Consider the following 26,118-nt stretch of genomic DNA (forward strand, 5'->3'; position numbering starts at 1 on the left):
GAAGTGTAACAGAAATTTTCCCAAAAGGGAATATATATTGGGACGATTTTTACAAAAGCCATTTTCCTATCTATAATAATTAATAGCAGAAATAACAAGGGAGGCATAATGATGATAATTGGCTATATGCGGCCTGCCCAGGAGGATACGGATTGTAAGCTTCAGGAACAGAAGCTTACTGGCTTATGCGCAAGGATAGTAAAAGAAGGGCACTCCTCTGCAAAAAAAAGAACGGTGCTTCACCAGCTGCTGGAGCAGTTAAATAAGGGAGACAAAATTGTAGTATGCAGATTGTTTACACTAGCAGACTCTAGCAGGCATCTTTTTGAATTACTGGAGGTCCTTGAGCAAAAGGGAGTCTATTTGCAGACATTGCATGAAGAGATTGATATGGAGCAGCAAAAAGAATATTCCTTGAAGAAAATGGTTGGACATTTAGTTGAATTTCAAAATGAGATTATTAGTGAACGAACTAAAAAGGGAATGGAATATGCGAAGAAAAAGGGTATATCGACAGGAAGACCCCGTAAAGCAGATGAAAATGTAAAAAAGGCTATTGAAATGTATCAAAGTAAAAGATATAGCTTAAAAGAAATTAAAGAGGCCACAGGTATAAGCAAATCTACTTTATACCGTTATTTAGAAAACTAATAAGGTGGTGAGCTTATGCGCAAAGTTGAGGTGTGCACATATAGGGAAGAGTGGATTTCTCTGTTTGAAGAAGAAAAACGGCAGATTGAAAATATTTTCGGCCAAGAAATACTGGAAGTACATCATATTGGAAGCACGAGCATACATGGCATGAAGGCAAAACCCATTATTGATATAATGCCTGTTGTTACAAATATACATAATGTGGAGAAGTTTTATAATGAAATGGCCGAATTAGGTTATGAAGCGAAGGGTGAGAATGGGATTCCCGGCCGAAGATATTTGCAAAAAGGCGGAGAGGAACGCACACATCATCTCCATATTTATGAGAAAGATAATAAGGACATATTCCGTCACCTTGCATTCCGTGATTATTTACGTGTAAACAAGGAGGATGCTAAACAATACGGTGATTTAAAAGCAGCATTAGCACAAAAGCACCCAAATAATATAAATGCTTATATATTGGGAAAGCATGAACTTACAGCAGCTCTTGAGCAAAAGGCATTAGCTTGGGCAAACTGCAAAAAAAATACCTCTACTTCTTAAATGAAAAACTCCCGCACATACAGTCTCCATTTTATTAGCTAGACTAATAATAAAAAAAAGTAAAAAGGAGAATATTAAGTATATCAACTTTGCGCGGGAGGAAAATCATGCCAGAACAGAAGATAGAGCTTACCTCGACTGAGATAGCTTCGTTATGGACCTCTTATATGAATAACACGATGAGTAAATGTGTGCTAAGCCATATGAAACAGTATATTACAGATAAAGAGATAGCCGAGATTGTGGAAAGTGCGAATTCAATCTCCATCGAGGAAGTGAATAAGCTTCAGCATATTTTTCATGAAGAGAATTTTGCACAGCCATATGGTTTTACAGATAAAGATGTTCATCTTGATGCCCCTGCTTTATTTACAGATACCTTCTCTTTATTATATATAAATCATATGGCAAAAGCGGGGATGCTTGCCTATAGTGGTTTCACTGCTATGAGCTATCGAGAGGATATCATTGAGCACTTTATTTTATCCCTGCAATTAACTGTTAAGCTCTATAAACACAGTAATGATGTGTTAAGGAAAAAAGGCTTGTTAGTCAGGTCACCTTACATTTTGCCGCCTTCCAATATAGATTATATTGACAGTAACAGCTACTTAAGCGGTTTGAATTTCTTCCATAAAAAGCGTCCATTGAATGCAATCGAGATATCTCATTTGTTCATGAATATCCAAACCAATAATATTGGCTATAAAATCAGTCTTGCCTTTGGACAAACTTCTGATAATAAAGATGTCCAGGAATACATGGTTCGGGGTAAGGATATTTCGAAAAAACATGTAAAAATTTTTGCGGACACTTTAATTGATGGAAATATCCAGAGTCCAATGTCATCTGATATTGGAATAACGCAATCAACAATCAGAACATTCTCTGATAAATTAATGATGTTTCATATGTCCCTATTGAGCGCCTCAGGAATTGGCAATTATGCAACAGCTGCTGGTGCGAGCCAAAGGAGTGATATTGCCGTCAATTATGAACGCCTTTCCTTCGAAATAGCTCAATATGCAAAGACTGGGGCAAATATTATGATCGAAAACAGCTGGCTTGAGCAGCCTCCAGCAACAGCAGATAGGGAAAAACTTATTAAAGAGAAGCAATCGGAGTAAATAGGAACGCTTTCTATTAGCGTAAAAATAAAGACAAAGCCTGCACAAAAAGTGACGGCTTTGTCTTTATTTTACGTAGCAGGGTTTTTTAAATGCTGTTGAATTATGTGAGCGCTTTCTTCTAATATGTACATTACTGGCATTTGGGAGGTGATATTAGAATCTCCCAAAAACACTTCTGTCACATAATAGGCAATGTTTATGTCTGAAATTTTTGCAAGCTGGCAGTTTTTGTTGTTCGTGATACTTACAATGTTGGAGCCTTCCATTTTAAGTTGGTTAGCTAAATTAAGGGTGAAATCTGTCTCACCAGAAACAGAGAGAATGATGGAAGTGCTGTTTTTTAATTCTTTACTGTTTATTGGATAAAAAGGGTCTTTAATATAGGAGGAAAATTTGCCAAGACTAGAAAAATACCTTGCGCCATATTCAGCAAGTATTCCTGAGCTCCCTGTGCCTACAAAAATGATTTTGTCTGTCCGCAGCACAAGCTCTGCCATTTTTTGAATATGTGATTCGAAATTTCCCTTCATCGTCCGTTCAAGAAACTCAGATAGATAGTACTTTGTAGATTTTAAATTTTCTTGCTCATTTCTGTCCAAAAACAGCTTGAGCTTCACTTTAAATTCTGAAAAACCATCACAGTTAAGCTTTCGGCAAAAACGTAAAATACTTGAGGTGGATACATGGGTTTGATCTGACAGCTCTCTTATCCGCATATAAATGACCTTATCGCTGTTTTTCGTTATGAAGTTGTAAAGAATCATTTCCAATTCATTAAATGTTTGGACCGTCTCTCTTGTAAACAGGTTGATCTCCTCCCAAGCTAGGATTTGTTCTTTTTAGCATTTATTTCAAACCACATTATAACTATAAAACAACATGTGCCATAATTGAAACAATTTCCTTAAAATGAAACAAAAATCTAAGTTACAAAATGTTATTGATAAATTAATGAAAGCGTATACAATACAATACAAGGAGGAGTTAACAAAGAATATATAGGAGAAAAATTAGGAGGGGTTCATAATGAAAAAGCTTTTGTTAGTTTGTGCAGCGGGAATGTCTACAAGTTTGTTAGTTAACAAGATGAAGGATGCGGCAGAGGAGAAGGGAATAAGCATTGAAATCTTTGCATTGCCAGTATCAGAATGTCAAAGTGTTGCTGATCAAGTCGATGTTGTTTTATTAGGGCCTCAGGTTCGTTACCAAAAGCCACAGGTTGAGTCCATTATTGCTGGCAGAGTACCGGTAGAGGTAATTGATATGAGAGCATATGGAACGATGAATGGCAAAGCTGTTTTAGACAGAGCGCTTGAACTGCTGTAGGAATAAAAATAGAGAAAAATAAGTCAGGCAAGACCTCCTGTACAACATGAAAAAAACATCCATCTGCCTGTCAAACAGATTCTACATCTAAAGGGTGCAGAATTATAATTTAATAGGGGGAGTAACATATGGGTTTTATGGCCAATTTTGAAAAGTTTGCTGAGAAGGCTCTGGTGCCTGTTGCGTCTAAATTGAACTCACAGCGGCATATTGTAGCAATTCGGGATGCATTTATTTTATCTTTTCCGATTACCCTTGCTGGTTCACTTATCGTTTTGCTCAATTTTGCTGTTTTGGCGCCAGACGGATTTATCGCTAAAATATTATTTCTTCATAAGCTATTTCCAGGCTTAGCTGACCTGCAATCCGTTTTTTCTCCGGTACTAAACGGATCAACGAACATTTTGTCCATGTTCATCGTCTTTCTCGTAGCAAGAAATATGGCCATCTCACTTAAATCAGATGAACTGCTGAGCGGTTTGACGGCATTGTCCACCTTCTTTATTATTTATCCGCCATACACTGCGGTAGAAGGCACAAGCTTCTTAACAACGCAATGGGTAGGAGCACAAGGGCTTTTCGTAGCTATAATTGTTGGTTTGCTTGTTGGGGAATTTTTCAGTGTGCTTTCCAAGTCGAAGAAATTGCAGATAAATATGCCAGCATCTGTCCCGCCTGCTGTTGCACGGTCATTTAAGGTGCTGATTCCAATCATCATTATTACGGTGGCGTTCGCAATTGGAAACGCTATCATTAATGCTTTTTATCCAAAAGGCTTGCATGAATTTATTTATGCTGTCATTCAAACACCATTAAAGCATTTGGGCACTAATATCTTTTCACTTGTCATATTGGCAATCGTTTCAAACCTTTTATGGGTATTCGGTATTCATGGTCCTAATACAATTGCTGCGATTCGTGAGGCTATGTTTGCTGAAGCGGGTCTTGAGAACTTAAACTACGTGGCAGAGCATGGTTCTGCATGGGGCGCGCCATATCCTGTGACATGGGCAATCAATGATGCCTTTGCTAACTATGGTGGATCAGGCATGACCTTAGGTTTATTAATTGCGATATTTATTGTCGCAAAACGGAAGGATTACCGAGATATTGGGAAGCTTTCCATAGCTCCAGGTTTATTCAATATCAATGAACCAGTTATTTTCGGTTTACCGGTCGTGCTTAACCCAATCTTAATCCTGCCGTTTATATTGGTTCCTGCTATAAACATTATTATCGGCTATGCTGCTATCGTTACAGGACTGATTCCGCCTATCGCTTATTCAGTGCCGTGGACAACACCTGGGCCGCTGATTGCATTCCTAGGAACTGGCGGAAACTGGCTCGCACTAGTCGTTGGATTTGTCTGCTTGGCTGTTTCGACACTGATTTATATTCCGTTTGTAATGGCAGCAAACAAAGCTGCTGCTGAAAACAATATTGGCTCTGGTGATTCGGAGAAATCAGCATAATAAAATGAACGAATATACATTTGAGTTTTATTGTGGTCAAATCAGATTTGTAAAAGATTTTTTTGCGGAATATGAGGACAATTATGTGTCAACAACTGTGGAGCAAACCAGCAGAATAAAAGCACTAGTAATAGTGAAGACGTTGTTTTCTACACAGGAAGCATTAAAACATCTTGAAAATGTTTTTAAACAATCTAAATATGGTTGTGCACTTCACTTCACGGCAAAAGCTGTTGGTGATCCCTTTTAATAAAAGCAAAGAGACCTCTATAATAAAGAGGTCTCTTTGCTATGCTAAAAAACTAAAGGCTCATGGTGTACCAAAAAAATTACATAATGGGCAATACAGTGGAGGACTTGATTTCCCTAAGTGCAAGGCTAGTATTGATTTTGGAGATACCAAGCTTGTTCAGTTTTTTAATAAAGCTTTCTAATCCTCTTGTGTCTTTATTGGCAACCTTTAAAAGATAATCATATTCGCCTGTCAAACAGTGACATTCCAAAATTTCCTCCATCCTGCTTAAAACATCTTCAAGCTCTGCAATCGCCTCTTCCTGGTGAATATTAGTGGAGATAGAAATATAGCATAGTAAATCAAAGCCCAGCTTGTTATGGTTAAGAATGGCAACCTGCTTGTCAATAAAACCCTCTTTTTCCAAACGCTTAATGCGAGCATGTGTGGCAGGTGGAGACAAGTTAACGAGCTTAGCCAGTTCTGCATTAGAGAGCTGTGCGTTTTTTTGTAACAAGTCCAGTAGATTCAAGTCAATTCCATCAAGTACTTTATTAACAATGGTTTCCATCGAGTTGGCCACCTTTCTTTTATTCAGTATTCTCCCTCGGAAAGCAGCTGGAAATGAATATAATTAATTAAATCTATATAATAATTAATAAAATTTTGTATTTACTGTATTATACAAAATTTTATACCGTTAAGGAAGACACGGTGATACGATATTAACAAGAATAACGCATATTGCTTATGCGAAGGAGCTGTTAGTATGCCGTATGTTTTTCTGCTGATAACGAGTTTTTTATTTGGGGGGAATTTTGTTTTAGGTAAATCACTTGTTGGTCATGCATCGCCAGGCACGCTGACAAGCCTGAGATGGGTGCTTGCTGTTATATGTTTACTGCCAATCATTTGGAGACAAGAGAAACGACTTATCCCACCAAAGGAAGCATTACTACCTTTGATCTTAATGGGATTAACAGGAGTGGCTGCTTTTAATCTCCTGCAATTTCATGCACTTGAGTATACATCAGCCAGCAATGTTGGCTTAATCTCCACGTTAAATACCATTTCTATTGCTTTATTTTCCTTCCTTTTTTTAAAGGAAAAAATTAATCGCTGGCAGGTCGCTTCCATGCTTTTGTCCCTTTTTGGAGTTCTGCTTGTATTAACAGAAGGAAGGCTAGGATTGTTGTTGGAACTGCGCTTTAATAAAGGAGATCTATACATGATTGCAGCTGTTTGCATATGGGGCATTTACTCTGTGTGCAGCAGATGGGCAATGAGAAAAACATCGCCGCTAATGGCGACATTTGCTTCTGGGGCAATTGGTGTTATTCTGATGTTACCGTTTAATGCTGTTGATTTCTCCATTACGAATATAAATGCTTCCTTTATAACATCAATCATCTATACTGGTGTTGTTTCAACTGTCATATGTATGGTGCTTTGGAATATTGGAGTTCAAAAGCTCGGTGCTACCGAAGCAGGTTTATTCCTTAATTTCAATCCGATATTTACGGCGATATTGGCATTTATATTTCTTAATGAAAAAATGAGTTGGATGCAGGCTATAGGCAGCATTGTTGTTATAGCCGGCTGTTACTTATTCACAAAGCTGAAAAAATTTTCTGATCATTAATTAAAGGATACGGTCCATTTAGAACAGGAAAATTCGACAATATTCGTGCATGGAAAAAAGTAGTTCTTCCTATTTTAGTCGAAATTTACTATAATATATGTACACATAAGCAAGGGGGGATTTCATATATTGGAGTCTCCTTTTGTTTGTTTAAAAATTTATTATAGAATATAGCAAGTGAGCAATGAGTTTTTACTGTTTCCGCTTTTGTTGTATAGTTATGTATAGTTAAATATAAATGTAAAAAAAATTGATAGAACAGGATGTTGAAATTATGAGTGAAAAACCATATAGAGTACTTCTTTACTATAAATATGTAACTATTGAGAACCCAGAAGAATTCACTAGCGAACATTTAGCTTTTTGTAAGGAGCTTGGTTTGTTAGGACGTATTCTTGTATCTTCTGAAGGAATTAATGGAACGGTTTCTGGAACAGTTGAACAAACAGATAAATATATGGAAGCATTTAGACAAGACCCACGTTTGGCAGATACTATTTTTAAAATAGACGAAGAAGAAGGGCATGCCTTCAAAAAAATGCATGTGCGTCATAAGAAAGAATTGGTTAACTTAAGTCTTGAAGAGGATGTTAATCCATTAGAATTAACTGGTAAACACTTGAAACCAACTGAGTGGTTTGAACAAATGCAAGATCCTAATTCAGTGATTATTGACGCTCGTAATGACTATGAATTTGACCTAGGTCATTTCAGAGGGGCAATCAAGCCTGACATTGAAACATTCCGTGAGCTGCCACAATGGATTCAAGACAACCGTGAAATGTTAGAAGGAAAGAAAATTTTGACTTACTGTACAGGTGGAGTTCGTTGTGAGAAATTTTCAGGCTGGCTTAAGCGTGAAGGATTCGATGATGTATCACAGCTTGACGGTGGTATCGTAACATACGGTAAAGATTCAGAGGCGCAAGGTAAGCTTTGGGATGGACAATGCTATGTATTCGACCAACGGATTAGTGTCCCAGTTAACAGAGTGGAGCATGTAGTTGTTGGTAAAGATTACTTTACAGGAGAACCATGTGAGCGTTACGTGAACTGTGCAAACCCAGAATGTAATCGTAAAATCCTTGCTTCACCAGAAAGTGAAGAGAAATTTATGAAGAGCTGCAGCCATGAGTGCCGTACACATCCAAGAAATCTATATGTGAAAGCAAATGAGCTGACACCAGAGCAGGTTGAAGCTAGAGTGAAAGAAATTGCAGAATGGGAAGCTAACCATTCAAGCAACTTAGCATAATAATAAAAAAGCTGTTTTCCTATTAAGGAAAGCAGCTTTTTTATGGATTTTACAGTTCGATGCTCTCTCCAAGCTGAAGAACCTTGCCTTTAATGCCGCGTTCCTCCAACGCTTTGACAAATGCGTCTCCATCTTGTTCGATAGCAGGGAAAGTATTGTAGTGGATAGGAATAATCAATTTCGCTTTGTACCATTCTGCAGCCTGAACAGCATCTTCTGGTCCCATTGTATAGTGGTCACCAATTGGAAGGAATGCTACATCAATATCATGTCTATCTCCGATAATCTTCATATCACCGAACAGGCCTGTATCGCCTGCGTGAAGAATTGTTTTTCCTTCTGCCTCAATGACAAATCCAGCTGGCATTCCGCCATAAAGAATGTTTTTGTTTTCTTCGTCAATTATTCCTGAGCTGTGGAAGGCATGAGTCATTTTGGCTTTTGCAAATTGAAGATCCAATGTACCGCCAATATTCATTCCAATTGTTTCTGCGCCCTTCCAGGACATGTATGCGGCCAATTCAGGAATTGCTACAATTGGGGCATTATTTGCTTTAGAGATTGGTGCTGCGTCCAAAATATGATCTCCATGAGCATGTGTCAACAGCACAGCATTCACACTTATATCCTCCACACTAACTTTAGCTGCAGGATTGCCGCTAATGAAAGGGTCGATAATAAGTGACTTTCCGTTTGCTTCTATTACAATTGTTGACTGTCCGTGATATGTAATTTTCATCATACCATCTCCTCTTTTTAGCTTTCTAATAATGACGCTAATTTTCACTATTTAGATTAGAATAGTTTAGCCGCTTTTGCCAAGCAATATGCTTGAACTATCGTTTTGAGGGCAGCTCTTAATTCCCGGAGAGGAATGTATGATAGGATGATGCCAATTTAGCTTTTTCATCTACAGACAGAATAGAAATAGGCTCACGACAATAACCTGCATGAATACCTTGCTCGTTAAGCAAGTGTTTTATGGATCTTAATATACCTAACTCTAGCATTGTTCCCAATAAAGGCTTAACCTTGTCAAAGATAGCCTTTGCTGTATCTGATTCTCCGAAGCTGATAGCTTTTGATATAGCTTGCATCTCGTTAGGAATAATATTTCCGATAATGCTTGTGATGCCATCATAGCCGTAATCTTTGTTTTCAATAATAGTAAGGTCGGATCCTGATAAAACAGGGAAGTCATGGCCTAATTGCTGTTTAACATGAAGGATTTCTGCTGTATCACCAGCTTCCTTCAACGCCATGATTTGTGGGAATTGACCTGCTAAGGAAAGCAGTGTCTCTGTTTCTAGGTTGAATCCTGTTCTTGGAGGATTATTATATAGCATGATTGGCAGAGAAGTATGAGAACAAATTTTTTCTACATAATGATGAGCTTCTTGTTGACTGATTCTTAAATAAGGTGGAAAACCGAGCATAATACCATTAAGTCCGGCACTTTCTGCTGCAGCTGCAAGCTCTATTGCATCCTTTGTTAGAACGGCAGCAACACCTCCATATAATAGAAAATCATCGGAAGCTGCTTTTTTCACTTCATGAAATAAGGATACTCTCTCACGTATTGTCATGGAGTGCTGTTCACCTGTTGAGCCGCTAATTAAAAGAGCAGGAACCTTGTTTTTTCGGTAATGTTCCACTAATGAGGGAATGCCTTCTAAGCTAAGATTACCGTCCTCCGTGAAAGGGGTAATCATTGCAATGCTAAATGGGATAAATGGATTAGACATTTTCATTTCCACTCCTTCTATAATATTTTATAATTATTGTAGCTGGGGGGATTCAGAAAATCATCATTTTTCTGAAAAAAAGAGGGGGATTAAATGAAGACAGAAAAGGTGGCATTAAATTATGCTCTGATGATTGAACAAGTAAAAAGCAATGACGTTAACGATGAGGAAATTCTTATGGCATTGGCAAAAGGAAATATTGCCTTTTTCAGAGAGTTCGGCAGGGGGCTGCCTGATTGGGAAGCGCTGTTCACATTCTATCAAAACAATCGAAATAAGTTAGAGCAGCTGCTAAAAGGAGAATATGAAATCAGCTTCTTAACGAAGGGGACATTAAAAAGGTTTCTATTATTCAAATTTGGTTTACAGGAAGGAAAAGACTATAAAGACAGAGGAGAAATACTTGCTGGCTTGATATTATCACATGAAGACTATGAGAACTTAATGAAAAATATTGCGCGAAACTGGGTCGTAAATATATTGGAACATGCAGAGGAAAAGGTGCGGTTTAATATTGAGCTGAGGATTAAGCCAGTTATTTAATAAATTTCTTTTAAAACAGGTTGTTATTTTTCTAGAAAATCTTTCTTTATTAAATAGAGGGAGGAAAGAAAGATTGATTAAATACGAACCTGGAAGGATATGCTATAATAAAACTGGCTAATGAAAGTTAGCCCCTTTTTTTACACTAAAAACAGAACACATGTTCCTTTATTAGGAGGTGCTTAATGAATGTTTGAAGAATCTGTTGATGAAGTAGCAAGGTTTATGGAAGAAAATAAAGACTTTATGGAAAATGTGATTGTACAAGGTTTTTTGCAAGAAAAAAGGAACTTTAAGCTGTTTAAAGATGCAGTTTGCCATCCTTCAAAGGAAAACAAGGACAAAGTAGATGAAGCGTTTAAGAAGTATTATTTCACAATCCGCTTCACTTCCTATATTTCCTCCTCTATCCATTTCAGTGCATTGAATTTTTATAAGAAAATAAACCTCCGCGAGAAAAGATTTCCTTTGCTGTTTGATGCAGATGCCGAGGATGGAGGTAAGTCATATAAGGATTATATGGAAGACCCAACATCTAATTTTGAAATATATGCAGAAAGCGAGGGAATACGAGAAAGTATAACAGAATATATTGCTGATCCACTTTTATATGCTGCCATACAATCACTCTCAAATGCTCAAAAAACCGTTTTGTATTATGCATATATTAAAAAGCTAAATGATACGGAAATAGGAGCAGTCATCCAGAAAACACAGCAAAATGTATCGAAGTCACATCAGAATGCTTTAAAAAAGATTTACAGCTATATGGCAAGAAAAAAAGGAGGAATGTAGCCGATGAGTATCGGAGATTTGACCCAATGGATGTCGATTATAAGTAATTATGCATTTCCCGTCAGTGTTTCGTTATATCTTTTATTAAGAATAGATAAAAAGCTCGACATGCTGAAAAAAGACTTGGCAGAAAAAACAAAAGACGACAGAAAGGAAAATGCATAATGGCTACCTTGTATTCATTAGTAAAAGAGTCAAAAAATAATCCTGAAGCTTTAGAGGAAGTAATAGAAATGTTTGGTCCTAAAGTCAGCAAAGCTATCGCTCAGACTTCAGCAAATGAAAAGGATGATTTGTCACAGGAGCTGAAGATATTGTTAATGAAATGTATTCAGCTATATGACTTAGATAATGTCCCAGGCTTCTGGGAATTTAAAGACAAGCTTAGCAAGAGAAATTCCTCCTAAATAATAGCTTCTCCGTCCAAGTGGTGATGGAGAAGCTTTTTTGTTTTCCAAAATAAAGAAAAAATAATTTAGTACCTTGCAATGAACAATAGCTGGTGTTATATTATTAATTAAAGAGTAGTACTGTTTATTGAACAGTACTGAAAGAAAGGTGATTAGTGTTTGAACGTCCAATTTAAAAAAGGAGTCCTTGAGCTTTGTGTTCTTGTCCTGCTCGATAAAAAAGACAGATACGGATATGAGCTTGTCCAAAAAATTTCCGATCAGATAGAGATATCGGAAGGCTCTGTTTATCCACTGTTAAGAAGACTAACAAAAGAAGAGTACTTTACAACCTATTTACAGGAATCCACAGAAGGCCCCCCAAGAAAATATTACACACTAACAGAAAAAGGGAGGGAATACCTCCAAACATTGCTGCTGGAATGGCAGCAATTCAGAGATGGTGTTGATACTTTAATTAAAGAAGGTGCTAGTGATGAGTAAGGAACAATTTATAAAAGAACTGTCTGTATTATTAAAGGATTTAAGTGCACAAGAAAGACAAGAGGTATTGAATGATTATGAAGAGCATTTTCAATTTGGTATGGATGAAGGAAAAACAGAGAACGAAATTGCAGCATCATTAGGGTCGCCTAAAATTCTTGCGAAAGAAATACTCGCTAATTATCATATAGAAAATGCGAAAGGAGCTCAAACAGCTGGAAATGTCGTGCGGGCAGTATGGGCAGTGATTGGGCTAAGCTTCTTTAATCTAGTCTTCGTACTAGGCCCATTCATTGGGCTAGTTGGGATTATATTTGCAGGATGGATTATTAGTTTTGTTGGAATAGCTTCTCCGATTTTTGTTCTTATAAATAATCTTTTTGGCAGGTATTTTGACTCCTTTGAATGGTTTATGGCAATAGGATATTGCGGTATTGGTCTACTTCTTCTTATTGCAATGCAATGGATCACAAAATGGTTCACAAGAGGTTTTATCCGGTATATTTCATACAATGCAGCATTAGTTAAAGGAGGCGTTAAGCGATGAACAAACGAAAGCTACTTTGGGCTGGAGCAATTTTGCTTGTTATCGGACTTCTTGGCAGTGCTGCTACCTATAAGCAAAGCACAGCAAAATATGCTATAAATGAAAATAAGACAATAGAAAGCGAAAAATTCGAAAATGTAGAGGTTTCTGCGGATAATGCTACGATTGAAATTTATCCATCTGAAGATTCTGCTTCATATGTTGAGTTAACAGGAACGAAAAGAGGGAAAAGAGAGCTGGACTTTTCTGCTGATGTTAATGGAAACACATTAAAGGTGACAGCTAAGGAAACAGGAAGTCAGCTATTTTCAGTGAATTTCTTTGAAGGCAGTGAGCTTAACTTGAAGCTATACTTGCCAGATAAACAATATACTAAAATATTGGCGGAAATTAGCAACGGCAAAATTGCCATCCAGGAGCTGTCTGCTAAACAGGTTGATGTTCAGACTGACAATGGCCGATTGGACCTCGCTAATCTTAATGCAGACAAAGTGAAGGCAAGGTCTGCCAATGGACGAATCCAGCTGGACAATGTTTCAGGCGAGATAGAAGGAAAAACAATGAACGGAAGAATAGAACTGAACACAGAGACATTGGATGAGAATATTCGCTTAGAAACAAATAATGGCGAAATTTCGATAACAACTGAAAAGGAGCCTGAGAATACGAGCATAACGGCAGAAACGGATAACGGTGATATTGAAATGTTCAACAATTCCAATTCAAACCTTATCTTTGGAAATGGTGGAAATAAAGTAAGCTTAAAAACAAACAATGGCGATATTGAGGTAAATTAATAAAAAAGGAGGCTGGGACATAAGTATGTGAACCAGCGTAAAGACCGAACTACTTAATCAACTATTGATTAAATAGCTCGGTTTTTTGTTTTTAGTTTAAATACAAAAAATTAGAAATTTTAGTGGAATGGAGCGGAGGCCACTCGACTACTAAGGGAAATAGAGGAAAGGATGAGACCCCGCAGGCCAAGACGAGGAGGCTCAGCTTCCTCCCCGCGGAAAGCGAGTGGGTGCAGCGCAATGAAACGAACTAACTTTAACTCAACATTCTATTTAGACACAACCTTCATGTTTCAAATAAAGTTGTAATTCTAATATTCGTGTTTAGAAAGCTCATCTTTTGTTTAGGGAATTTTTATGAAATAAAGCTGTTGACAAGTAAACGTTTACACAATTACCTTTATATAGACCAATCGTTATAATTTTTTTGGGGAGGATATTAATTTGGGTGAAAAGGGAAACACTCGTGAGCTGATTCTGGAGACAGCCTCTCGATTATTCCAGACACAGGGCTATTATGGTACTGGCTTGAATCAAATAATTGCAGAGAGCAAAACGCCGAAAGGATCACTTTATTACTATTTCCCTAATGGTAAAGAGGAATTAGCAATAGAGGCAATAAAATATACAGAAAATCTACTGCTTCAGAAGACAAAGGAAATGCTGTTTTCAACAAGTGATCCAATAGTAGCCTTTCAGCTACATCTTAATGAAATTGCCGCTGATTTTGATAAAAAGGAAAGTGTACAGGGCATGCCGATTGGACTTATCGCATCGGAAACAGCATCGACTTGTGAGCCGATAAGAAAGGCGTGTGTAGTGTCATTTGAAAAGTGGCAAGCTGTTTATACGGAGAAGCTAATAGAAAGCGGATTTCCTGCGGAAGAGGCTGCAGATTTAAGCATTGTTATTAATTCTATGATAGAGGGAGCAATTGTGTTGTGTTTGACAAAACAGTCAGGCAAACCATTGAGAATTGTTTCCGAAAAGCTTTCAAAGCTGCTGTCTCAAGAAAAGTAAGAAAGAAAGAAGGGGATTAAATAATGGAAATGAATATGGACGCGGTAAAGGGGAAGTCAATGGAGGGCAAGCAGTTTAAAACAGTGCCTATCGTAGCTTCATTCCTGATTGCCGGTTTTATAGGTATGTTCAGTGAAACAGCCTTAAATATGGCATTAAATGATTTGATTACAATTTTTAATATTGCGCCGACAACGGTTCAATGGCTTACAACTGGATTTTTACTAACATTAGGAATTCTTGTTCCGATTTCAGGGTTATTATTGCAATGGTTTGAAACAAGACAGCTATTCTTTGCTTCATTGGCCTTCTCTATTCTCGGAACATTGATTGCTGCTCTTGCACCGACATTTGAATTTTTGTTAGTGGCTAGAATTGTGCAGGCTGTTGGTACTGCATTGCTGCTGCCTTTAATGTTTAATACGATACTGCTTATCTTCCCTCCAGAAAAAAGAGGAGGAGCTATGGGAATGATCGGGCTTGTTATCATGTTCGCTCCTGCTACTGGACCGACGATTTCAGGTTTGATTATTGAAAATCTTACATGGCATTGGATTTTCTGGATTTCCCTACCGTTCTTAGTATTTGCTTTATTATTCGGAATTCGTTATATGGAAAATGTCTCAACTGTCACAAAACCGAAAATCGATATATTATCAATCCTGCTTTCTACATTAGGATTTGGTGGAATCGTGTTTGGCTTCAGCAGTGCTGGAGAAGGTGGAGATCACTCAGGTGGCTGGGAAAGCCCAGTTGTCATTGTCTCATTAATTGTAGGTGTGCTTTCACTTCTATTATTCTCTATCCGACAGCTTAAAATGGAACAGCCAATGATCAATCTGCGCACATTTAAATATCCAATGTTTGTATTAGGACTTCTATTAGTATTTATGTCAATGATGATTATTCTTTCTACCATGCTGCTACTTCCTATGTACCTGCAGGGCGGTTTAGGATTAACTAGCTTTACAGCAGGCCTATTATTGCTCCCTGGTGGTTTAATTAATGGATTCCTATCACCTGTTATGGGAAGGCTGTTTGACAAATATGGACCGAAATGGCTTGTCCTTCCAGGGCTTGCACTGTGTACAGTAGTGCTTTGGTTCTTCACTGGTGTTACAACTACGTCAACAGTTGCTTTAATTATCGTGCTGCACAGCTGTTTAATGATTGGAGTTTCTATGATCATGATGCCAGCACAAACAAATGGGTTGAACCAGCTTCCACCACAGCTATATCCTGATGGAACTGCAATCATGAATACATTACAACAGGTTGCTGGTGCTATTGGTACGGCAATTGGTGTTTCTATCTTGGCATCTGGTCAGAAAACCTTCTTGGCAGGTGTAAGTAATCCAGCAGATCCAGTTAATATCCCGGGAGCTTTAACTGCTGGTGTGCAAAATGCCTTTGTTTTTGCATTGATAGTTGCAGCAATTGGATTTGCTTGTAGTTTCTTTATTAAAAGAGTTAAACCAAAGCATTAATAATAAAAGAAAAGCAGTCTACTTTATGTGGACTGCTTTTTTTGTTTCAAAAATTGTAGAATTACCACGAATTTTTTCCAGGTTACAGTCGACAAATCTTCTGGATATGCCTTTTAATGAAGGCTCTTCTAAAACCAAAGAACTAATTTTCTTCATTATTAAAACTATCTTTACAAACATTTACCAATATTTAATTTTCGCTAAACGATTCCCATACAATCTAATTCTATACTTGACACAAAGGTTCAAAATACACATAAACAGTCTACGAGGTGACAATAAATGCGTGAAAAGAGCTTGAATATCTACCACGATTATTCCATTGTCGAAGGGGAAAACTTCTCCGTACCAAAGGAAGCAGCATACTACTTGTATACGAAAAGGTGTTTAGATCTGCTGCTTGCAAGCATTGGAATAGTCTTGGCGATACCAATCATAGCTGTCTTCGCTATCCTAGTTGTATTAGAGAGCCCTGGCTCACCATTTTATATCCAGCAACGAGTTGGAAAAAACGGAAATTACTTCAATTTAATAAAGCTTCGCTCGATGAATAATGACGCGGAAAAAGAAGGCGCTAAATGGGCTGAAGCAAATGATCCACGTGTAACAAAGATTGGGAGTTTTATGAGAAAAACAAGAATAGACGAGCTTCCACAGCTTTTATCTGTTTTGAAGGGTGACATGTCCATTATTGGCCCACGCCCGGAAAGACCAGTATTTACAGCTCAGTTTGACAGTGAAATACCTGGCTTTGCAAAAAGGCTTGCAGTAAGGCCTGGTTTAACAGGGCTCGCACAGGTAAGTGGAGGGTATGAAATCACTCCTGGTGAAAAGCTTAAGTATGACCTTGAGTACATATCCAACCTGACGTTTAAGCTGGAGTTAAAAATCATGCTGAAGACAGTAAAAGTATTGGTTACTGGAGAGGGTGCCCGTTAATTGTTTACATTCGCGCAGGAGAAATCAGCATTTTCAACATATAGCAGTAAGTAGTTAGTGCTGCTTTTTAAGACAAGCTGGTTTTTCTCATTGTGTGGTTAGAGGACGTGCTTTATTCACTAAAAAAGGCACCTCCTATTTTTATATTTGGAAGGGTATTTTCAGATTTTAGTCACCCACTTTGGGTTAGTTAATTTCTGTTTGATTAGTATAAAATAGTTGGCTGTTTTTTATTCTTAGTGGCTTTTGTATCAAGCACATCCATATTCAAGTTGTAAATACAATTGTGTATGTTCAGCTTATTAGTATGCTTTATTTCCGAAGTTATCAGTTGGTTTAAATAAAACGAAAAAGGAAGAGAAGCATGAAAATTCTTTGGATTACGAGCGTTTATCCAAGTAAAGAACAGCCTGGCAATGGCGTATTCCATGAGACACAGGTTCAAGCTTTAAAAAAACTTGGGCTAAGTATAACGGTAATCTGTCCAACACCGCAAAATCACGCTGTTATAAGGACGTTAAAGAAAACATATAAGCGGAAGAGCCTGCCGTTCTTTGAAGTGCGAAATGGAGTGGAGGTTTATCGGCCAATCTACACAGCGCTTCCAGGGCAACTCAGATGGGCACAGCCTGATAAAAGAATTGCTAAGGCGGTTTTGGAGACGATTCAAGATAAGCAAATCCAATTTGATATGATACACGCTCATTTTGCTATGCCGTCAGGAGGTGCTGCTCATATCGTTTCAAGAGAGCTGGAAAAACCATGGCTGCTTACACTGCACGGAAGCGATGTACATGTTTATCCCTCCTTCAGCAGGAGTGCGAACCGTGCATTTCAGCGCTCTGTTCACGCTGCTGATGAAGTAGTAGCTATTGGAAGAAATCTCGCTGAAGCAGCCCAGAAAAAGACGGGGAGGAAAAGCATTGTTCTGCCGATTGGTATAAACCTCTCTGAATTTAATTATGAAGAAATACCGAAGGAGAAGGTCAGAAAGGAGCTTCAGCTTCCTTCTGACAAAAAGCTGATTACCTTTATTGGCAGGCTTGTAAAGGAAAAAGGAGTTTACGAGCTTGCGGATAGTCTAAACCGTTTGCCAGACGATATGGCTGTTGTGTTGGTCGGAGATGGTCCGGCAAGGGATGATTTGAAAAAACATGAACACTATGGAAAACGGCTGTTTCTGCCAGGTCAAATTAGTAATGATAAGGTGAAAGACTTCTTACAGGCAAGTGATATATTCGCGTTGCCTTCCTATTCTGAAGGAATGCCAACTGTTGTTATTGAGGCAATTTCTATGAAAGTACCAGTTGTCTGCACAGCAGTAGGAGGTGTCCCTGACCTTTTCGGTGAGTACAGTCATTTGCTAATACAGCCGAAATCGGTCGACAGCATTGTTGAAAGAGTAATGGACTATACATCAGGTAAATACGATCTTTCTGCTATTAAAGGAAATTTGTTTAAGTCAGTACAAGACAACTTTCATGTAGGCAGGAATGCCGTAATCTTAGAAGAACGCTATCGAAAACTGGCATTAGGTCAAAGTCATTTAACAAAGCATTAAGGGGGAGTAAGGATGAGCAGAGTAGTTATAACAGGAGGAGCAGGATTTATTGGTTCCCATATTGCAGAAGAGTTGTTAGCAAATAATTATGAAGTGATTGTGATAGATAATTTAACTACAGGTAATTATCGAAATATTAGCCATCTTCCAATTAAGTTGTACGAATATGATATTACCGATTCCTCCAGCATAGATTTCATTTCTTCTTTAGAACCAGAGTATATTATCCATCAAGCTGCTCAAGTGAGTGTGGCCGAATCTGTCCATGATATTCTGCATGATGAAAATGTTAATGTGAAGGGATCATTGCATGTTATTAAAGCAGCTATAAAAGCATCTGTTAAAAAGCTCGTGTTCGCATCGTCTGCAGCTGTCTATGGAAATCCGGTTTTCTTGCCTGTTACAACAGATCATCCGACAATGCCAGAATCTCCATATGGTTTGACAAAGCTGACAGTGGAGAGGTATTTGCAAATGGCCTATAAGTTTTATCAATTGCCATACAGCATTCTTCGTTACAGTAATGTATACGGTCCAAGACAGGATGCAAAGGGAGAAGGTGGTGTCGTCTCTATTTTTGCTGACAAGATAGCTGAAAGAAAAGCACCAGTTATATTCGGAGATGGAGAGCAGACAAGGGACTTCATTTATGTAAAGGATGTCGCAAAAGCGAATGTTAAAGCCTTAACGGCTCAAGGTAATATATGTGTGAATATTTCTACTCAGACGCAAATCACAGTCAATGCGTTATGGGAGACAATGGTTAGAGCTGGTGATATTCAATTAAAGGCAGAGCACAGGGATGCTAGGCTGGGAGATATTTTGCATAGTACCTTATGTAATAAAAAAACGTTAGAACTATTGGATTGGGCCCCGCAAACAAGCCTGGAGGATGGTTTGAAGGATACATTAGCTTTTACGAGAAGTCTACTCCAAGGCACAAATTGACTAACGGAAAGAAAGGGTCTGAACAGTAAATGGAAAGCAAGCAACTAGTCCGCCAGACAATTGGAGCGCTAATCGTTGTCATGGTGTTACTCCCCCTTCTTTATGCGATGAGGGAAGCCGATATGAGGCTTGCGCTTCTTCTGCTTGTGAGCTTAGGGGGGGTGCTCCTTTTTTTATATTTAAAATCGACGTTTGGCTTGGAGGATATGGCGAGGGGAGCAGTATATGCAACCCTCGTTACTACCTTTTTGAACCAGTCTATTTTAAGCGTCAACATTGGTTTTTTTAGTTTATTTCTTTACAGAATTTTACTTATTGCCGCAGTAGCCACTTATATCTTGTATACACTTTCAGAAAAAGGTCTAAAAGCAGATTTTGACAGGATTTCTGTTAAAGGTATATGGCTGTTTTTAGCTATTTGGCTTGCTTATGGCACAGTATCAATGCTTTGGTCGAAATCTATTATTGATAACTTCAAGTACATGTCTCTCATGTGGATGGGAGTGTTATTCGTATACTTGGCCAATGTCATATTTACGCGAATATCCCGTCTATTAATCTTTTACGGAATTTGGATGGGAATGACCATCTTTTTGTTGGTGCTTGGATTAATAAATCATTTCCTTCGTATTCAACTGCCGAGCTCGAGTCTTTATGGTGCTGGTGAATATAGGAATGGCTTTCCAACAGCAGTGTTTACGAATCAGAATGATTTTGCTACGTTTTTAAGCATTACATTCTTTTTCTATGTGGCAGCAGCCAAAAATAGCAGCAGTATAAAGGTGCGGATACCTGCTCTTTTCTTGAGTATTTTAACCCTTTATGTCATCTATTTGACTGAATCACGTGCAGGCATTCTTGCAGTCATTATCGGGCTGTGCTTATATGTCTTCCTGCTGGTAAGTGACAAAGTGAAAAAGCTGCTTTTAATAGGTTCTGTCTCTGTAGCAGGGATTGCTATTCTATTACTTTCTGGAAGAATATTAGACAAACTCCAGCTCGCTTTCACACAAGCAAGCTATTATGGTGCAACTGAAACAATGCCCTCCAACTTAGCGAGAATAAATTTGCTGCGAAACACCTTTCAGTATATCGTTGATACTTTCGGATTGGGCGTGGGAGCAGGAAATATCCCATATTATTTAAAGCACAATCCAGTCTTTTCAACAGGTGGTGTACAGCAAGTACATAATTGGCTGGCTGAAATAGCTGGCAACTTTGGAGTTTTTATTCTTCTCGGTTATGTCGGGTTAATCCTTTCGTTATTTATCCAATTGTACAGGATTTACAGAAAGGCTAACGGCCGAGCTTATAAAATGCTTTTAGAGGCAAGTATGGTCGGACTGGCAGCATTTATGGCGTCTAGTATCAGCCCGAGTACAATCAGTAATTTGTATTTTCATTGGGTATTGATGGGCTTTGTCATTTCCGTTCTGTCAGTATTTAAAAACAGACTTAACACCGTGGATAAGGGGATTGGAATTCATGAAAGATAGTTTGAAACGTATTGTTGGCAGATTGAAGAAATATGGATGGGCAATTTTAATTATATGCCTCGCAATGCCAATACTCGGCTGGTTTATGCCTATAGGTAACAACAACGGGCAGTCGGAATATAGTTCAGAAGCGATAATTAAACTGGGAAACTATGAAAATAGCTATTTAACTAATGCCGATCAGCTTGTTTCCTTGTTATCAAATGAAACATCATTTAAAAAAATTCTGCCAGATGTGTGGGAGGAAGGCATTACGGAAGAGCTAACTGTCTCTGTTACCCCAAGTAAATTGGTTGTGTTGAATATAACGGGGGATGATGAGCAAATAGTAGACAGACTTTCTGAATTGGAGAATGCAATCATGAAGCTAGATCAGTCTGCCTATGAGGAAAAAAGCGAAATAATTGAATCTAGCATACAAGCTTTAGAGTCAGCAAATGCGAGCAGTGATGCGATTGTTGACCAAGAGCGTTTTCTGTATGAATTGAAAACAGAAAGGCTTGGTTTAGAACCAGCTATGTTAATCAAGGAAGCTTATTTAAAGGGGCAGATCCAAGAGGCTTCTGCAAAGGATAGAGTTGTTTTAGGTGCGTTATTAGGTATTCTCGCTAGTGTTCTAATCCTAATCACCCCAGAATTCATCCGCGCACATTCTAAATAATGAGGTGTCTTTGTGAAAGAACTGGTTTCAATAATTATGCCGTCTTACAACAGCAAGGATTTTATTTCTGATAGCATTCAGTCTGTTATGAGTCAGACCTATTCCAATTGGGAGCTGATCATTGTAGATGATTGCTCGACAGATGGAACCCAAGCACTTTTGGCTGAGTGGGAACAAGCAGATAAAAGGATACATGTGAAGTACAGAAAAGAAAATGGCGGAGCAGCTATGGCAAGAAATATGGCTATCGATAATGCTTCTGGAAGATACATTGCCTTTTTAGACAGTGATGATAGGTGGAAGCCACATAAGCTGGAGCTGCAGCTTGGCTTTATGCAGGAAAACAGCTATGCTTTTACATTCTCTTCCTATGAATATATAACAAGAGATGGTGAATCACTTAAGAAGTGGGTCCATGCACCAAAGGTCATCTCCTATCAAGATATGCTTAAAAATACAATCGTGGGCTGTCTAACAGTTATTGTTGACCGAAGCATTGTTGGACCATTCCAGATGCCAAATATACGGACTCGGCAGGACTTGGCAACATGGCTTAGCATCTTAAAAAAAGGACATAACGCTTATGGAATGACGGAGATACTTGCAGAATACCGTGTTGGCAATGACTCTATCTCAAATAATAAATGGAAGTCAGCCCAGAAGACATGGTTTGTCTATCGGGAAATTGAGAGACTAAATCTTGCTAAAGCAGCTTGGTGTTTTTCGCATTATGCCTACCATGCGATAAGAAAAAGAATGTAAGGTGGTCTGGATGAAATCAATTCATGTACTTGTAGCAACTGGAGAATGGGAAAACGACCAATTGCGCTATAGAAGACATCGTTTGGCAGAATATTTACAAAAACAAGAGGATACACATGAAGTTATTTGGTTATGTCCTGGGAAATCACTGGACAACAATGCCGAGAAGCTGTTGGAAAATGGTGTTAGGCAATGGAAAATTGCTGACCTAGGAGAAAGTAAACTATTACGTTTCAGTCGGTTTATTTCCATTTTCTATAAAAACAAACTAGCTTCACTTATTGCCTATTTAAGGGATAAAAAGGATATGTATGAGATTAAGCTATGGTACACATACCCCGCATTTCCAAATTTGGCAAACATGTTTCCTTGGAACAAGATTATATATGACTGCAGTGATCTATGGGCTGAATCGATTAATGGCAGTAAATCAGCAGTATCGATGCTCAAGCATAAAATAATTCATAATGGTGAGAGCACCATTATCAATAAGGCCAATATTATCACATGTACCTCTGTGTTTTTAGAGGAGCAAGTGAAAGAAAGATTGCAAGGCTCAAGCAGAGAAAAAGTATACACATATGAAAATGGTGTGGATTTTTCCCTTTTTCAACATAAGGAAAAGGCTGATCATGTTATAGGTAAGGGTAATGGACCTGTGTTAGGGTATATTGGTGGCATAAAGCCAAAGCTGGATTTCGCCCTCATTCAGGCAACAGCAGAGCGCAGGCCGGATTGGCAGTTCCTATTTGTGGGGCCTGACGGAACGAATGGAAATGAAGAGTTTCAAAGACTGTTGAAGCTTCCCAATGTGACATGGACAGGTAGTGTACCTCCGCCACTCGTTTCCCATTATATGAATTTAATTGATATCGGCATAATGCCATACAAACCATCCATTTATAACAAAGCAATATTTCCTCTTAAACTTTTTGAATTTCTTGCTGCAGGAAAAGCAGCCATTGGAACGAATTTGCCATCCACAGAGGGATATGCTGAAAAGGGTGTATATATTTGTCTAGAAGGCAGTGATACAGACAGCTTTATATTAGCCTGTGAGGAAATGAGGACAAATAAAGCGGTAAAGAATATAGAAGAAAGACGGATATCGCTAGCGAAAACAAAGGATTGGAACAGTATCTTTGCACAAATGACAAAGCTATGAAAGAAAAAAATCAGCTATTATAAGCCCAAACCATTACGTGGAACTTTAAGCCTTCGCATAATGGTTTGGGTTATTTATTTTGGTTCATTCTCTTCCTTTCATTTATTAATAAGCTAGTTAAAAGCGATTCTCGGTAAACAATGCTAAAATAATGAATAGTTCTAAGTGGCTATACTAAATAGTTAACAAAAAAGTCATTATATATATTCTCTTTTTTAATGGGAATAATGGCATAATATATACAGGAAAGATTCGCGAGGCGGTGTAATTATTTTGAAGAATGTAGTCGTTGTTGGTGGAGGCATAACAGGTTTATCTGCCATGTACTATTTACAGAAAATAAAAAAGGAACATAAGCTGGATATCAAGCTTATATTAATAGAAGCAGAAAAGTTCCTAGGTGGAAAGATTCATACGATTCAAAAAGGGGACTTTATTATGGAAACCGGAGCGGATTCCATTGTAGCGAGAAACAAGAATGTTCTCCCTTTCGTCAAAGAGCTGGGATTAGAGGAAGAGCTTGTATATAATGCAACTGGAATTTCCTATATTCATACGAAGGATAAGCTTTTAGAAATACCAAAGGACTCTGTATTTGGTATCCCGATGACGTTAGAATCCTTGTTTTCGAGTGAGTTAATTTCTACAAAAGGAAAGCTCGAAGCACTTAAGGATTTGTTCAAAACAAATAAACATTTTACGAAGGAAACCTCCATAGGAGAGTTCTTGGAATACTTCTTAGGGAAGGAAATTGTCAAGAAACAAATTACACCTGTATTGGCAGGAGTATATTCTGGAGGCTTATATAATTTGACGATGGCTTCAACCTTACCGTATTTGCTTGATTATAAAGAGAAGTACGGCAGCATCATTTACGGATTAGGAAAAAATAAAAGTCAATTTCAGTCTGCTTCGAATAAAAAATTTATATCCTTCCAAAATGGACTCTCGACAATTATTAACCGTCTTGAGGAAGTGTTAGAAGATGTTGAAATCAAAAAGGAAACTGCGGTTACCTCCATTAGAAAAGTGGAGCAGGGCTACAATATTGGTCTGGCATCAGGCGATAGTCTACAGGCCGATCATATTGTGCTAACTGCACCGCATCAGGTAGCTGAAAAGCTGCTTGCGACAGAAGGTCTTGCAGAGGAGTTTGCTAAGCTTCAAAACTCGTCCAACATTACGATGTACCTTGCTTATGACATTCCAGACGACCGACTTCCTAAGGATGGGACGGGATTCATAGTTGCAGAGGACAGTGATTTAACCTGCAATGCATGTACATGGACAAGTAGAAAGTGGACACATACCTCTAAAAGCAGCAGCCTGTTGTTGAGATTATTCTATAAAAAGTCGAATACGGCATACAATCATCTTAATTCATTAACAGAAGAGGAACTGTTAAAGGTAGCGGTTAAGGATGTTGAAAAGAGTCTCGGAATCACGGAAAAGCCAACGAGCTATGAAGTGACAAAATGGAATGACTTAATGCCTGTTTACTCGCTGCAGCATAAGTCTGCAATTGATTCAATAAACAAGGGAATGGCTGACGTTTACCCGAATATACTGCTCGCAGGCAGTTCTTATTATGGAGTGGGAATTGCCGCGTGTATCGCAAATGGAGAGGAAATTGCTGGTGAATTAGCAAAATCTTTTTTATAAGTGAAAAGGTGCTGGTGTAAACCAGCACCTCTCTTATGGCCGTTTTTTCTTAAATCTAATGAACACTAGGATTAGCAGGAGCAGGGATATAAAGAAGGCTGTGTAAGATACAGCAAGCTCAGTCTGCCAATTTTTAATCCCGATTGCAATATAAGCCCAGATAATTACGAGGGAATAAGCCCAATCCTTTTCCATAACACGGAAGAATATCCCTAAAATTCCGCCGACAGCAAGTAAAGAGACAGTCCAAAGTGGCTCAGGTGGACCTAAACCAATGTATGTAAGGAAATAGCTTATATTAACAATGGAAGCAACGGATATCCAGCCTATGTAAATGGAGAATGGAAAGACATCGAAAAAGCGGTAAGCAGCAGATTTTATTGCTTTATAAAGTATAAGCAGTGTTAACAGCAATAATAGAATAACTATTACCGATATGGCAAACAGCTCATAGTGCCATACGAGAATCCAGGTAGCGTTTAGAATACATGTAATCACAAATAGAGTGCTGCTTGTTTTCGTATATGAAATTCCCCTGTATTTTTTTATGAAGCCCCGCACGAGCCAGACAGCCAACAATACGTAAATCAGTCCCCATATCATAAATGCATAGGAGGCAGGAGTTATGAGCACTTCTAGCTTATTTGAAATTTCACCAGTTGTTTGACCATTGATTGGGATGATATTGGCTAGTGCGTTTACTATGACCATAATCAAATAAAACAACAGGCTAAGAATGAGATAGGACAATTCAAACCCTCCTTTTTTTCATTCTTATTCCACCAATCTAAAACATATAATCATCTGATGAAAATATTAGGAAAGTTTTTGCTTTGATGG

General features: G+C 38.2%; 30 protein-coding genes. 25 read left to right on the forward strand and 5 right to left on the reverse strand.

The genetic code is table 11. The features are described 5' to 3' along the window. Positions 1 to 111: 111 nt before the first annotated feature. The 3 genes from EM808_RS21595 to EM808_RS21605 all read left to right on the forward strand — a co-directional run bounded on the left by EM808_RS21595 (position 112) and on the right by EM808_RS21605 (position 2,327). Positions 112 to 651 (forward strand): recombinase family protein, encoded by a 540-nt coding sequence (locus tag EM808_RS21595; protein WP_127740869.1) that lies wholly within the window; start codon positions 112 to 114, stop codon positions 649 to 651. A gap of 15 nt (positions 652 to 666) precedes the next feature. Continuing rightward, positions 667 to 1,200 carry a GrpB family protein gene (locus tag EM808_RS21600; protein ID WP_127740675.1) on the forward strand — a complete coding sequence of 178 codons (534 nt, stop codon included), beginning with the start codon at positions 667 to 669 and terminating at the stop codon, positions 1,198 to 1,200. A 107-nt stretch (positions 1,201 to 1,307) separates the two neighbouring features. Then, the gene (locus tag EM808_RS21605; RefSeq protein WP_127740677.1) at positions 1,308 to 2,327 is read left to right on the forward strand and encodes a DUF3231 family protein; all 1,020 of its coding nucleotides are present in this window, start codon (positions 1,308 to 1,310) and stop codon (positions 2,325 to 2,327) included. Between the two features lie 71 nt (positions 2,328 to 2,398). Here EM808_RS21605 and EM808_RS21610 read toward each other — a convergent pair whose 3' ends face one another. Next, the gene (locus EM808_RS21610; RefSeq protein WP_127740679.1) at positions 2,399 to 3,136 is read right to left on the reverse strand and encodes a MurR/RpiR family transcriptional regulator; all 738 of its coding nucleotides are present in this window, start codon (positions 3,134 to 3,136) and stop codon (positions 2,399 to 2,401) included. A 220-nt stretch (positions 3,137 to 3,356) separates the two neighbouring features. On the opposite strand from EM808_RS21610, the gene EM808_RS21615 reads away from it, so the two are divergent. The 3 genes from EM808_RS21615 (at position 3,357) to EM808_RS28730 (ending at position 5,378) form a co-directional block, all read left to right on the forward strand. Continuing rightward, the gene (locus EM808_RS21615; protein WP_127740681.1) at positions 3,357 to 3,656 is read left to right on the forward strand and encodes a PTS sugar transporter subunit IIB; all 300 of its coding nucleotides are present in this window, start codon (positions 3,357 to 3,359) and stop codon (positions 3,654 to 3,656) included. 128 nt (positions 3,657 to 3,784) lie between these two features. After that, positions 3,785 to 5,128 carry a PTS sugar transporter subunit IIC gene (locus EM808_RS21620; protein WP_127740683.1) on the forward strand — a complete coding sequence of 448 codons (1,344 nt, stop codon included), beginning with the start codon at positions 3,785 to 3,787 and terminating at the stop codon, positions 5,126 to 5,128. An 85-nt stretch (positions 5,129 to 5,213) separates the two neighbouring features. Beyond that, positions 5,214 to 5,378, forward strand: a complete 165-nt coding sequence (locus tag EM808_RS28730) for a hypothetical protein (RefSeq protein WP_164849741.1) — start codon at positions 5,214 to 5,216, stop codon at positions 5,376 to 5,378. Between the two features lie 79 nt (positions 5,379 to 5,457). Here EM808_RS28730 and EM808_RS21625 read toward each other — a convergent pair whose 3' ends face one another. Then, positions 5,458 to 5,931, reverse strand: a complete 474-nt coding sequence (locus EM808_RS21625) for an Lrp/AsnC family transcriptional regulator (protein ID WP_127740685.1) — start codon at positions 5,929 to 5,931, stop codon at positions 5,458 to 5,460. Positions 5,932 to 6,129: 198 nt separating this feature from the next. Here EM808_RS21625 and EM808_RS21630 point away from each other — a divergent pair, with 198 nt between their 5' ends. Together EM808_RS21630 and trhO are read left to right on the forward strand one after the other, a co-directional pair. Then, the gene (locus EM808_RS21630) at positions 6,130 to 7,002 is read left to right on the forward strand and encodes a DMT family transporter (protein ID WP_127740687.1); all 873 of its coding nucleotides are present in this window, start codon (positions 6,130 to 6,132) and stop codon (positions 7,000 to 7,002) included. Positions 7,003 to 7,276: 274 nt separating this feature from the next. Continuing rightward, entirely contained in the window at positions 7,277 to 8,257 is a 981-nt protein-coding gene (trhO, locus tag EM808_RS21635; protein WP_127740689.1) for an oxygen-dependent tRNA uridine(34) hydroxylase TrhO, read from the forward strand. A 49-nt stretch (positions 8,258 to 8,306) separates the two neighbouring features. Here the strand turns inward: trhO and EM808_RS21640 are convergent, their stop codons facing one another. Further along, positions 8,307 to 8,999 carry a metal-dependent hydrolase gene (locus EM808_RS21640; protein ID WP_127740691.1) on the reverse strand — a complete coding sequence of 231 codons (693 nt, stop codon included), beginning with the start codon at positions 8,997 to 8,999 and terminating at the stop codon, positions 8,307 to 8,309. A 115-nt stretch (positions 9,000 to 9,114) separates the two neighbouring features. Continuing rightward, positions 9,115 to 10,008: a dihydrodipicolinate synthase family protein gene (locus tag EM808_RS21645; protein ID WP_225314818.1), complete on the reverse strand. Its 894-nt coding sequence runs from the start codon at positions 10,006 to 10,008 to the stop codon at positions 9,115 to 9,117. 87 nt (positions 10,009 to 10,095) lie between these two features. Here EM808_RS21645 and EM808_RS21650 point away from each other — a divergent pair, with 87 nt between their 5' ends. From EM808_RS21650 to EM808_RS21730, 17 genes are all read left to right on the forward strand, one after another. Next, entirely contained in the window at positions 10,096 to 10,545 is a 450-nt protein-coding gene (locus EM808_RS21650; protein ID WP_127740693.1) for a hypothetical protein, read from the forward strand. A gap of 189 nt (positions 10,546 to 10,734) precedes the next feature. Next, a complete protein-coding gene (locus EM808_RS21655; RefSeq protein WP_127740695.1) occupies positions 10,735 to 11,340 on the forward strand; it encodes a sigma factor-like helix-turn-helix DNA-binding protein in 606 nt (201 codons plus the stop codon). Positions 11,341 to 11,343: 3 nt separating this feature from the next. Next, complete coding sequence (locus tag EM808_RS21660; protein WP_127740697.1) at positions 11,344 to 11,505, forward strand: YvrJ family protein; 162 nt, start codon at positions 11,344 to 11,346, stop codon at positions 11,503 to 11,505. Next, positions 11,505 to 11,747 carry a helix-turn-helix domain-containing protein gene (locus EM808_RS21665; RefSeq protein ID WP_127740699.1) on the forward strand — a complete coding sequence of 81 codons (243 nt, stop codon included), beginning with the start codon at positions 11,505 to 11,507 and terminating at the stop codon, positions 11,745 to 11,747. The genes EM808_RS21660 and EM808_RS21665 overlap by 1 nt, the downstream gene beginning before the upstream one ends. Before the next feature lie 162 nt (positions 11,748 to 11,909). After that, a complete protein-coding gene (locus tag EM808_RS21670; protein ID WP_127740701.1) occupies positions 11,910 to 12,233 on the forward strand; it encodes a PadR family transcriptional regulator in 324 nt (107 codons plus the stop codon). After that, the gene (locus EM808_RS21675; RefSeq protein WP_127740703.1) at positions 12,226 to 12,780 is read left to right on the forward strand and encodes an HAAS signaling domain-containing protein; all 555 of its coding nucleotides are present in this window, start codon (positions 12,226 to 12,228) and stop codon (positions 12,778 to 12,780) included. The genes EM808_RS21670 and EM808_RS21675 overlap by 8 nt, the downstream gene beginning before the upstream one ends. After that, entirely contained in the window at positions 12,777 to 13,577 is an 801-nt protein-coding gene (locus tag EM808_RS21680) for a DUF4097 family beta strand repeat-containing protein (protein ID WP_127740705.1), read from the forward strand. Before EM808_RS21675 ends, EM808_RS21680 begins: the two co-directional genes overlap by 4 nt. 444 nt (positions 13,578 to 14,021) lie before the next feature. Further along, positions 14,022 to 14,597 carry a TetR/AcrR family transcriptional regulator gene (locus EM808_RS21685; RefSeq protein ID WP_127740707.1) on the forward strand — a complete coding sequence of 192 codons (576 nt, stop codon included), beginning with the start codon at positions 14,022 to 14,024 and terminating at the stop codon, positions 14,595 to 14,597. 59 nt (positions 14,598 to 14,656) lie between these two features. Next, positions 14,657 to 16,084 (forward strand): lincomycin efflux MFS transporter Lmr(B), encoded by a 1,428-nt coding sequence (gene lmr(B), locus EM808_RS21690; RefSeq protein WP_235856682.1) that lies wholly within the window; start codon positions 14,657 to 14,659, stop codon positions 16,082 to 16,084. Between the two features lie 282 nt (positions 16,085 to 16,366). Next, the gene (locus EM808_RS21695) at positions 16,367 to 17,023 is read left to right on the forward strand and encodes a sugar transferase (protein ID WP_127740709.1); all 657 of its coding nucleotides are present in this window, start codon (positions 16,367 to 16,369) and stop codon (positions 17,021 to 17,023) included. Between the two features lie 364 nt (positions 17,024 to 17,387). Then, complete coding sequence (gene tuaC, locus EM808_RS21700; RefSeq protein ID WP_127740711.1) at positions 17,388 to 18,584, forward strand: teichuronic acid biosynthesis protein TuaC; 1,197 nt, start codon at positions 17,388 to 17,390, stop codon at positions 18,582 to 18,584. Between the two features lie 12 nt (positions 18,585 to 18,596). Beyond that, positions 18,597 to 19,532, forward strand: a complete 936-nt coding sequence (locus tag EM808_RS21705) for an NAD-dependent epimerase/dehydratase family protein (protein WP_127740713.1) — start codon at positions 18,597 to 18,599, stop codon at positions 19,530 to 19,532. A 29-nt stretch (positions 19,533 to 19,561) separates the two neighbouring features. Further along, entirely contained in the window at positions 19,562 to 21,028 is a 1,467-nt protein-coding gene (gene tuaE, locus EM808_RS21710; RefSeq protein ID WP_127740715.1) for a teichuronic acid biosynthesis protein TuaE, read from the forward strand. Then, a complete protein-coding gene (locus tag EM808_RS21715; protein ID WP_127740717.1) occupies positions 21,018 to 21,689 on the forward strand; it encodes a hypothetical protein in 672 nt (223 codons plus the stop codon). Before tuaE ends, EM808_RS21715 begins: the two co-directional genes overlap by 11 nt. A 36-nt stretch (positions 21,690 to 21,725) precedes the next feature. Next, positions 21,726 to 22,451, forward strand: a complete 726-nt coding sequence (tuaG, locus tag EM808_RS21720; RefSeq protein WP_127740875.1) for a teichuronic acid biosynthesis protein TuaG — start codon at positions 21,726 to 21,728, stop codon at positions 22,449 to 22,451. Between the two features lie 10 nt (positions 22,452 to 22,461). Next, positions 22,462 to 23,616, forward strand: coding sequence for a teichuronic acid biosynthesis protein TuaH (tuaH, locus tag EM808_RS21725; protein WP_127740719.1), 1,155 nt, complete (start codon positions 22,462 to 22,464; stop codon positions 23,614 to 23,616). Positions 23,617 to 23,889: 273 nt separating this feature from the next. Further along, the gene (locus EM808_RS21730) at positions 23,890 to 25,278 is read left to right on the forward strand and encodes a protoporphyrinogen oxidase (RefSeq protein ID WP_127740721.1); all 1,389 of its coding nucleotides are present in this window, start codon (positions 23,890 to 23,892) and stop codon (positions 25,276 to 25,278) included. Positions 25,279 to 25,311: 33 nt separating this feature from the next. On the opposite strand, the gene EM808_RS21735 is transcribed toward EM808_RS21730, so the two are convergent. Beyond that, positions 25,312 to 26,028: a tryptophan-rich sensory protein gene (locus tag EM808_RS21735; RefSeq protein WP_127740723.1), complete on the reverse strand. Its 717-nt coding sequence runs from the start codon at positions 26,026 to 26,028 to the stop codon at positions 25,312 to 25,314. Between the last annotated feature and the right edge of the window lie 90 nt (positions 26,029 to 26,118).

The organism is Niallia taxi (assembly GCF_004005475.1).
Lineage (GTDB): Bacteria > Bacillota > Bacilli > Bacillales > Cytobacillaceae > Niallia > Niallia taxi.

What these genes read in the sequence shown, in the direction of transcription:
- EM808_RS21615 (WP_127740681.1), top strand. Translation starts at nt 3,357, where the DNA reads ATGAAAAAGCTTTTGTTAGTTTGTGCAGCGGGAATGTCTACAAGTTTG.
- tuaE (WP_127740715.1), top strand. Translation starts at nt 19,562, where the DNA reads ATGGAAAGCAAGCAACTAGTCCGCCAGACAATTGGAGCGCTAATCGTT.
- EM808_RS21680 (WP_127740705.1), top strand. Translation starts at nt 12,777, where the DNA reads ATGAACAAACGAAAGCTACTTTGGGCTGGAGCAATTTTGCTTGTTATC.
- EM808_RS21715 (WP_127740717.1), top strand. Translation starts at nt 21,018, where the DNA reads ATGAAAGATAGTTTGAAACGTATTGTTGGCAGATTGAAGAAATATGGA.
- EM808_RS21620 (WP_127740683.1), top strand. Translation starts at nt 3,785, where the DNA reads ATGGGTTTTATGGCCAATTTTGAAAAGTTTGCTGAGAAGGCTCTGGTG.
- tuaC (WP_127740711.1), top strand. Translation starts at nt 17,388, where the DNA reads ATGAAAATTCTTTGGATTACGAGCGTTTATCCAAGTAAAGAACAGCCT.
- EM808_RS21660 (WP_127740697.1), top strand. Translation starts at nt 11,344, where the DNA reads ATGAGTATCGGAGATTTGACCCAATGGATGTCGATTATAAGTAATTAT.
- tuaG (WP_127740875.1), top strand. Translation starts at nt 21,726, where the DNA reads ATGCCGTCTTACAACAGCAAGGATTTTATTTCTGATAGCATTCAGTCT.
- EM808_RS21640 (WP_127740691.1), bottom strand. Translation starts at nt 8,999, where the DNA reads ATGATGAAAATTACATATCACGGACAGTCAACAATTGTAATAGAAGCA.
- EM808_RS21600 (WP_127740675.1), top strand. Translation starts at nt 667, where the DNA reads ATGCGCAAAGTTGAGGTGTGCACATATAGGGAAGAGTGGATTTCTCTG.
- EM808_RS21675 (WP_127740703.1), top strand. Translation starts at nt 12,226, where the DNA reads ATGAGTAAGGAACAATTTATAAAAGAACTGTCTGTATTATTAAAGGAT.
- EM808_RS21650 (WP_127740693.1), top strand. Translation starts at nt 10,096, where the DNA reads ATGAAGACAGAAAAGGTGGCATTAAATTATGCTCTGATGATTGAACAA.
- trhO (WP_127740689.1), top strand. Translation starts at nt 7,277, where the DNA reads ATGAGTGAAAAACCATATAGAGTACTTCTTTACTATAAATATGTAACT.
- EM808_RS21625 (WP_127740685.1), bottom strand. Translation starts at nt 5,931, where the DNA reads ATGGAAACCATTGTTAATAAAGTACTTGATGGAATTGACTTGAATCTA.
- tuaH (WP_127740719.1), top strand. Translation starts at nt 22,462, where the DNA reads ATGAAATCAATTCATGTACTTGTAGCAACTGGAGAATGGGAAAACGAC.
- EM808_RS21595 (WP_127740869.1), top strand. Translation starts at nt 112, where the DNA reads ATGATAATTGGCTATATGCGGCCTGCCCAGGAGGATACGGATTGTAAG.
- EM808_RS21655 (WP_127740695.1), top strand. Translation starts at nt 10,735, where the DNA reads ATGTTTGAAGAATCTGTTGATGAAGTAGCAAGGTTTATGGAAGAAAAT.
- EM808_RS21705 (WP_127740713.1), top strand. Translation starts at nt 18,597, where the DNA reads ATGAGCAGAGTAGTTATAACAGGAGGAGCAGGATTTATTGGTTCCCAT.
- EM808_RS21695 (WP_127740709.1), top strand. Translation starts at nt 16,367, where the DNA reads ATGCGTGAAAAGAGCTTGAATATCTACCACGATTATTCCATTGTCGAA.
- EM808_RS21630 (WP_127740687.1), top strand. Translation starts at nt 6,130, where the DNA reads ATGCCGTATGTTTTTCTGCTGATAACGAGTTTTTTATTTGGGGGGAAT.
- EM808_RS21605 (WP_127740677.1), top strand. Translation starts at nt 1,308, where the DNA reads ATGCCAGAACAGAAGATAGAGCTTACCTCGACTGAGATAGCTTCGTTA.
- EM808_RS21665 (WP_127740699.1), top strand. Translation starts at nt 11,505, where the DNA reads ATGGCTACCTTGTATTCATTAGTAAAAGAGTCAAAAAATAATCCTGAA.
- EM808_RS21645 (WP_225314818.1), bottom strand. Translation starts at nt 10,008, where the DNA reads ATGAAAATGTCTAATCCATTTATCCCATTTAGCATTGCAATGATTACC.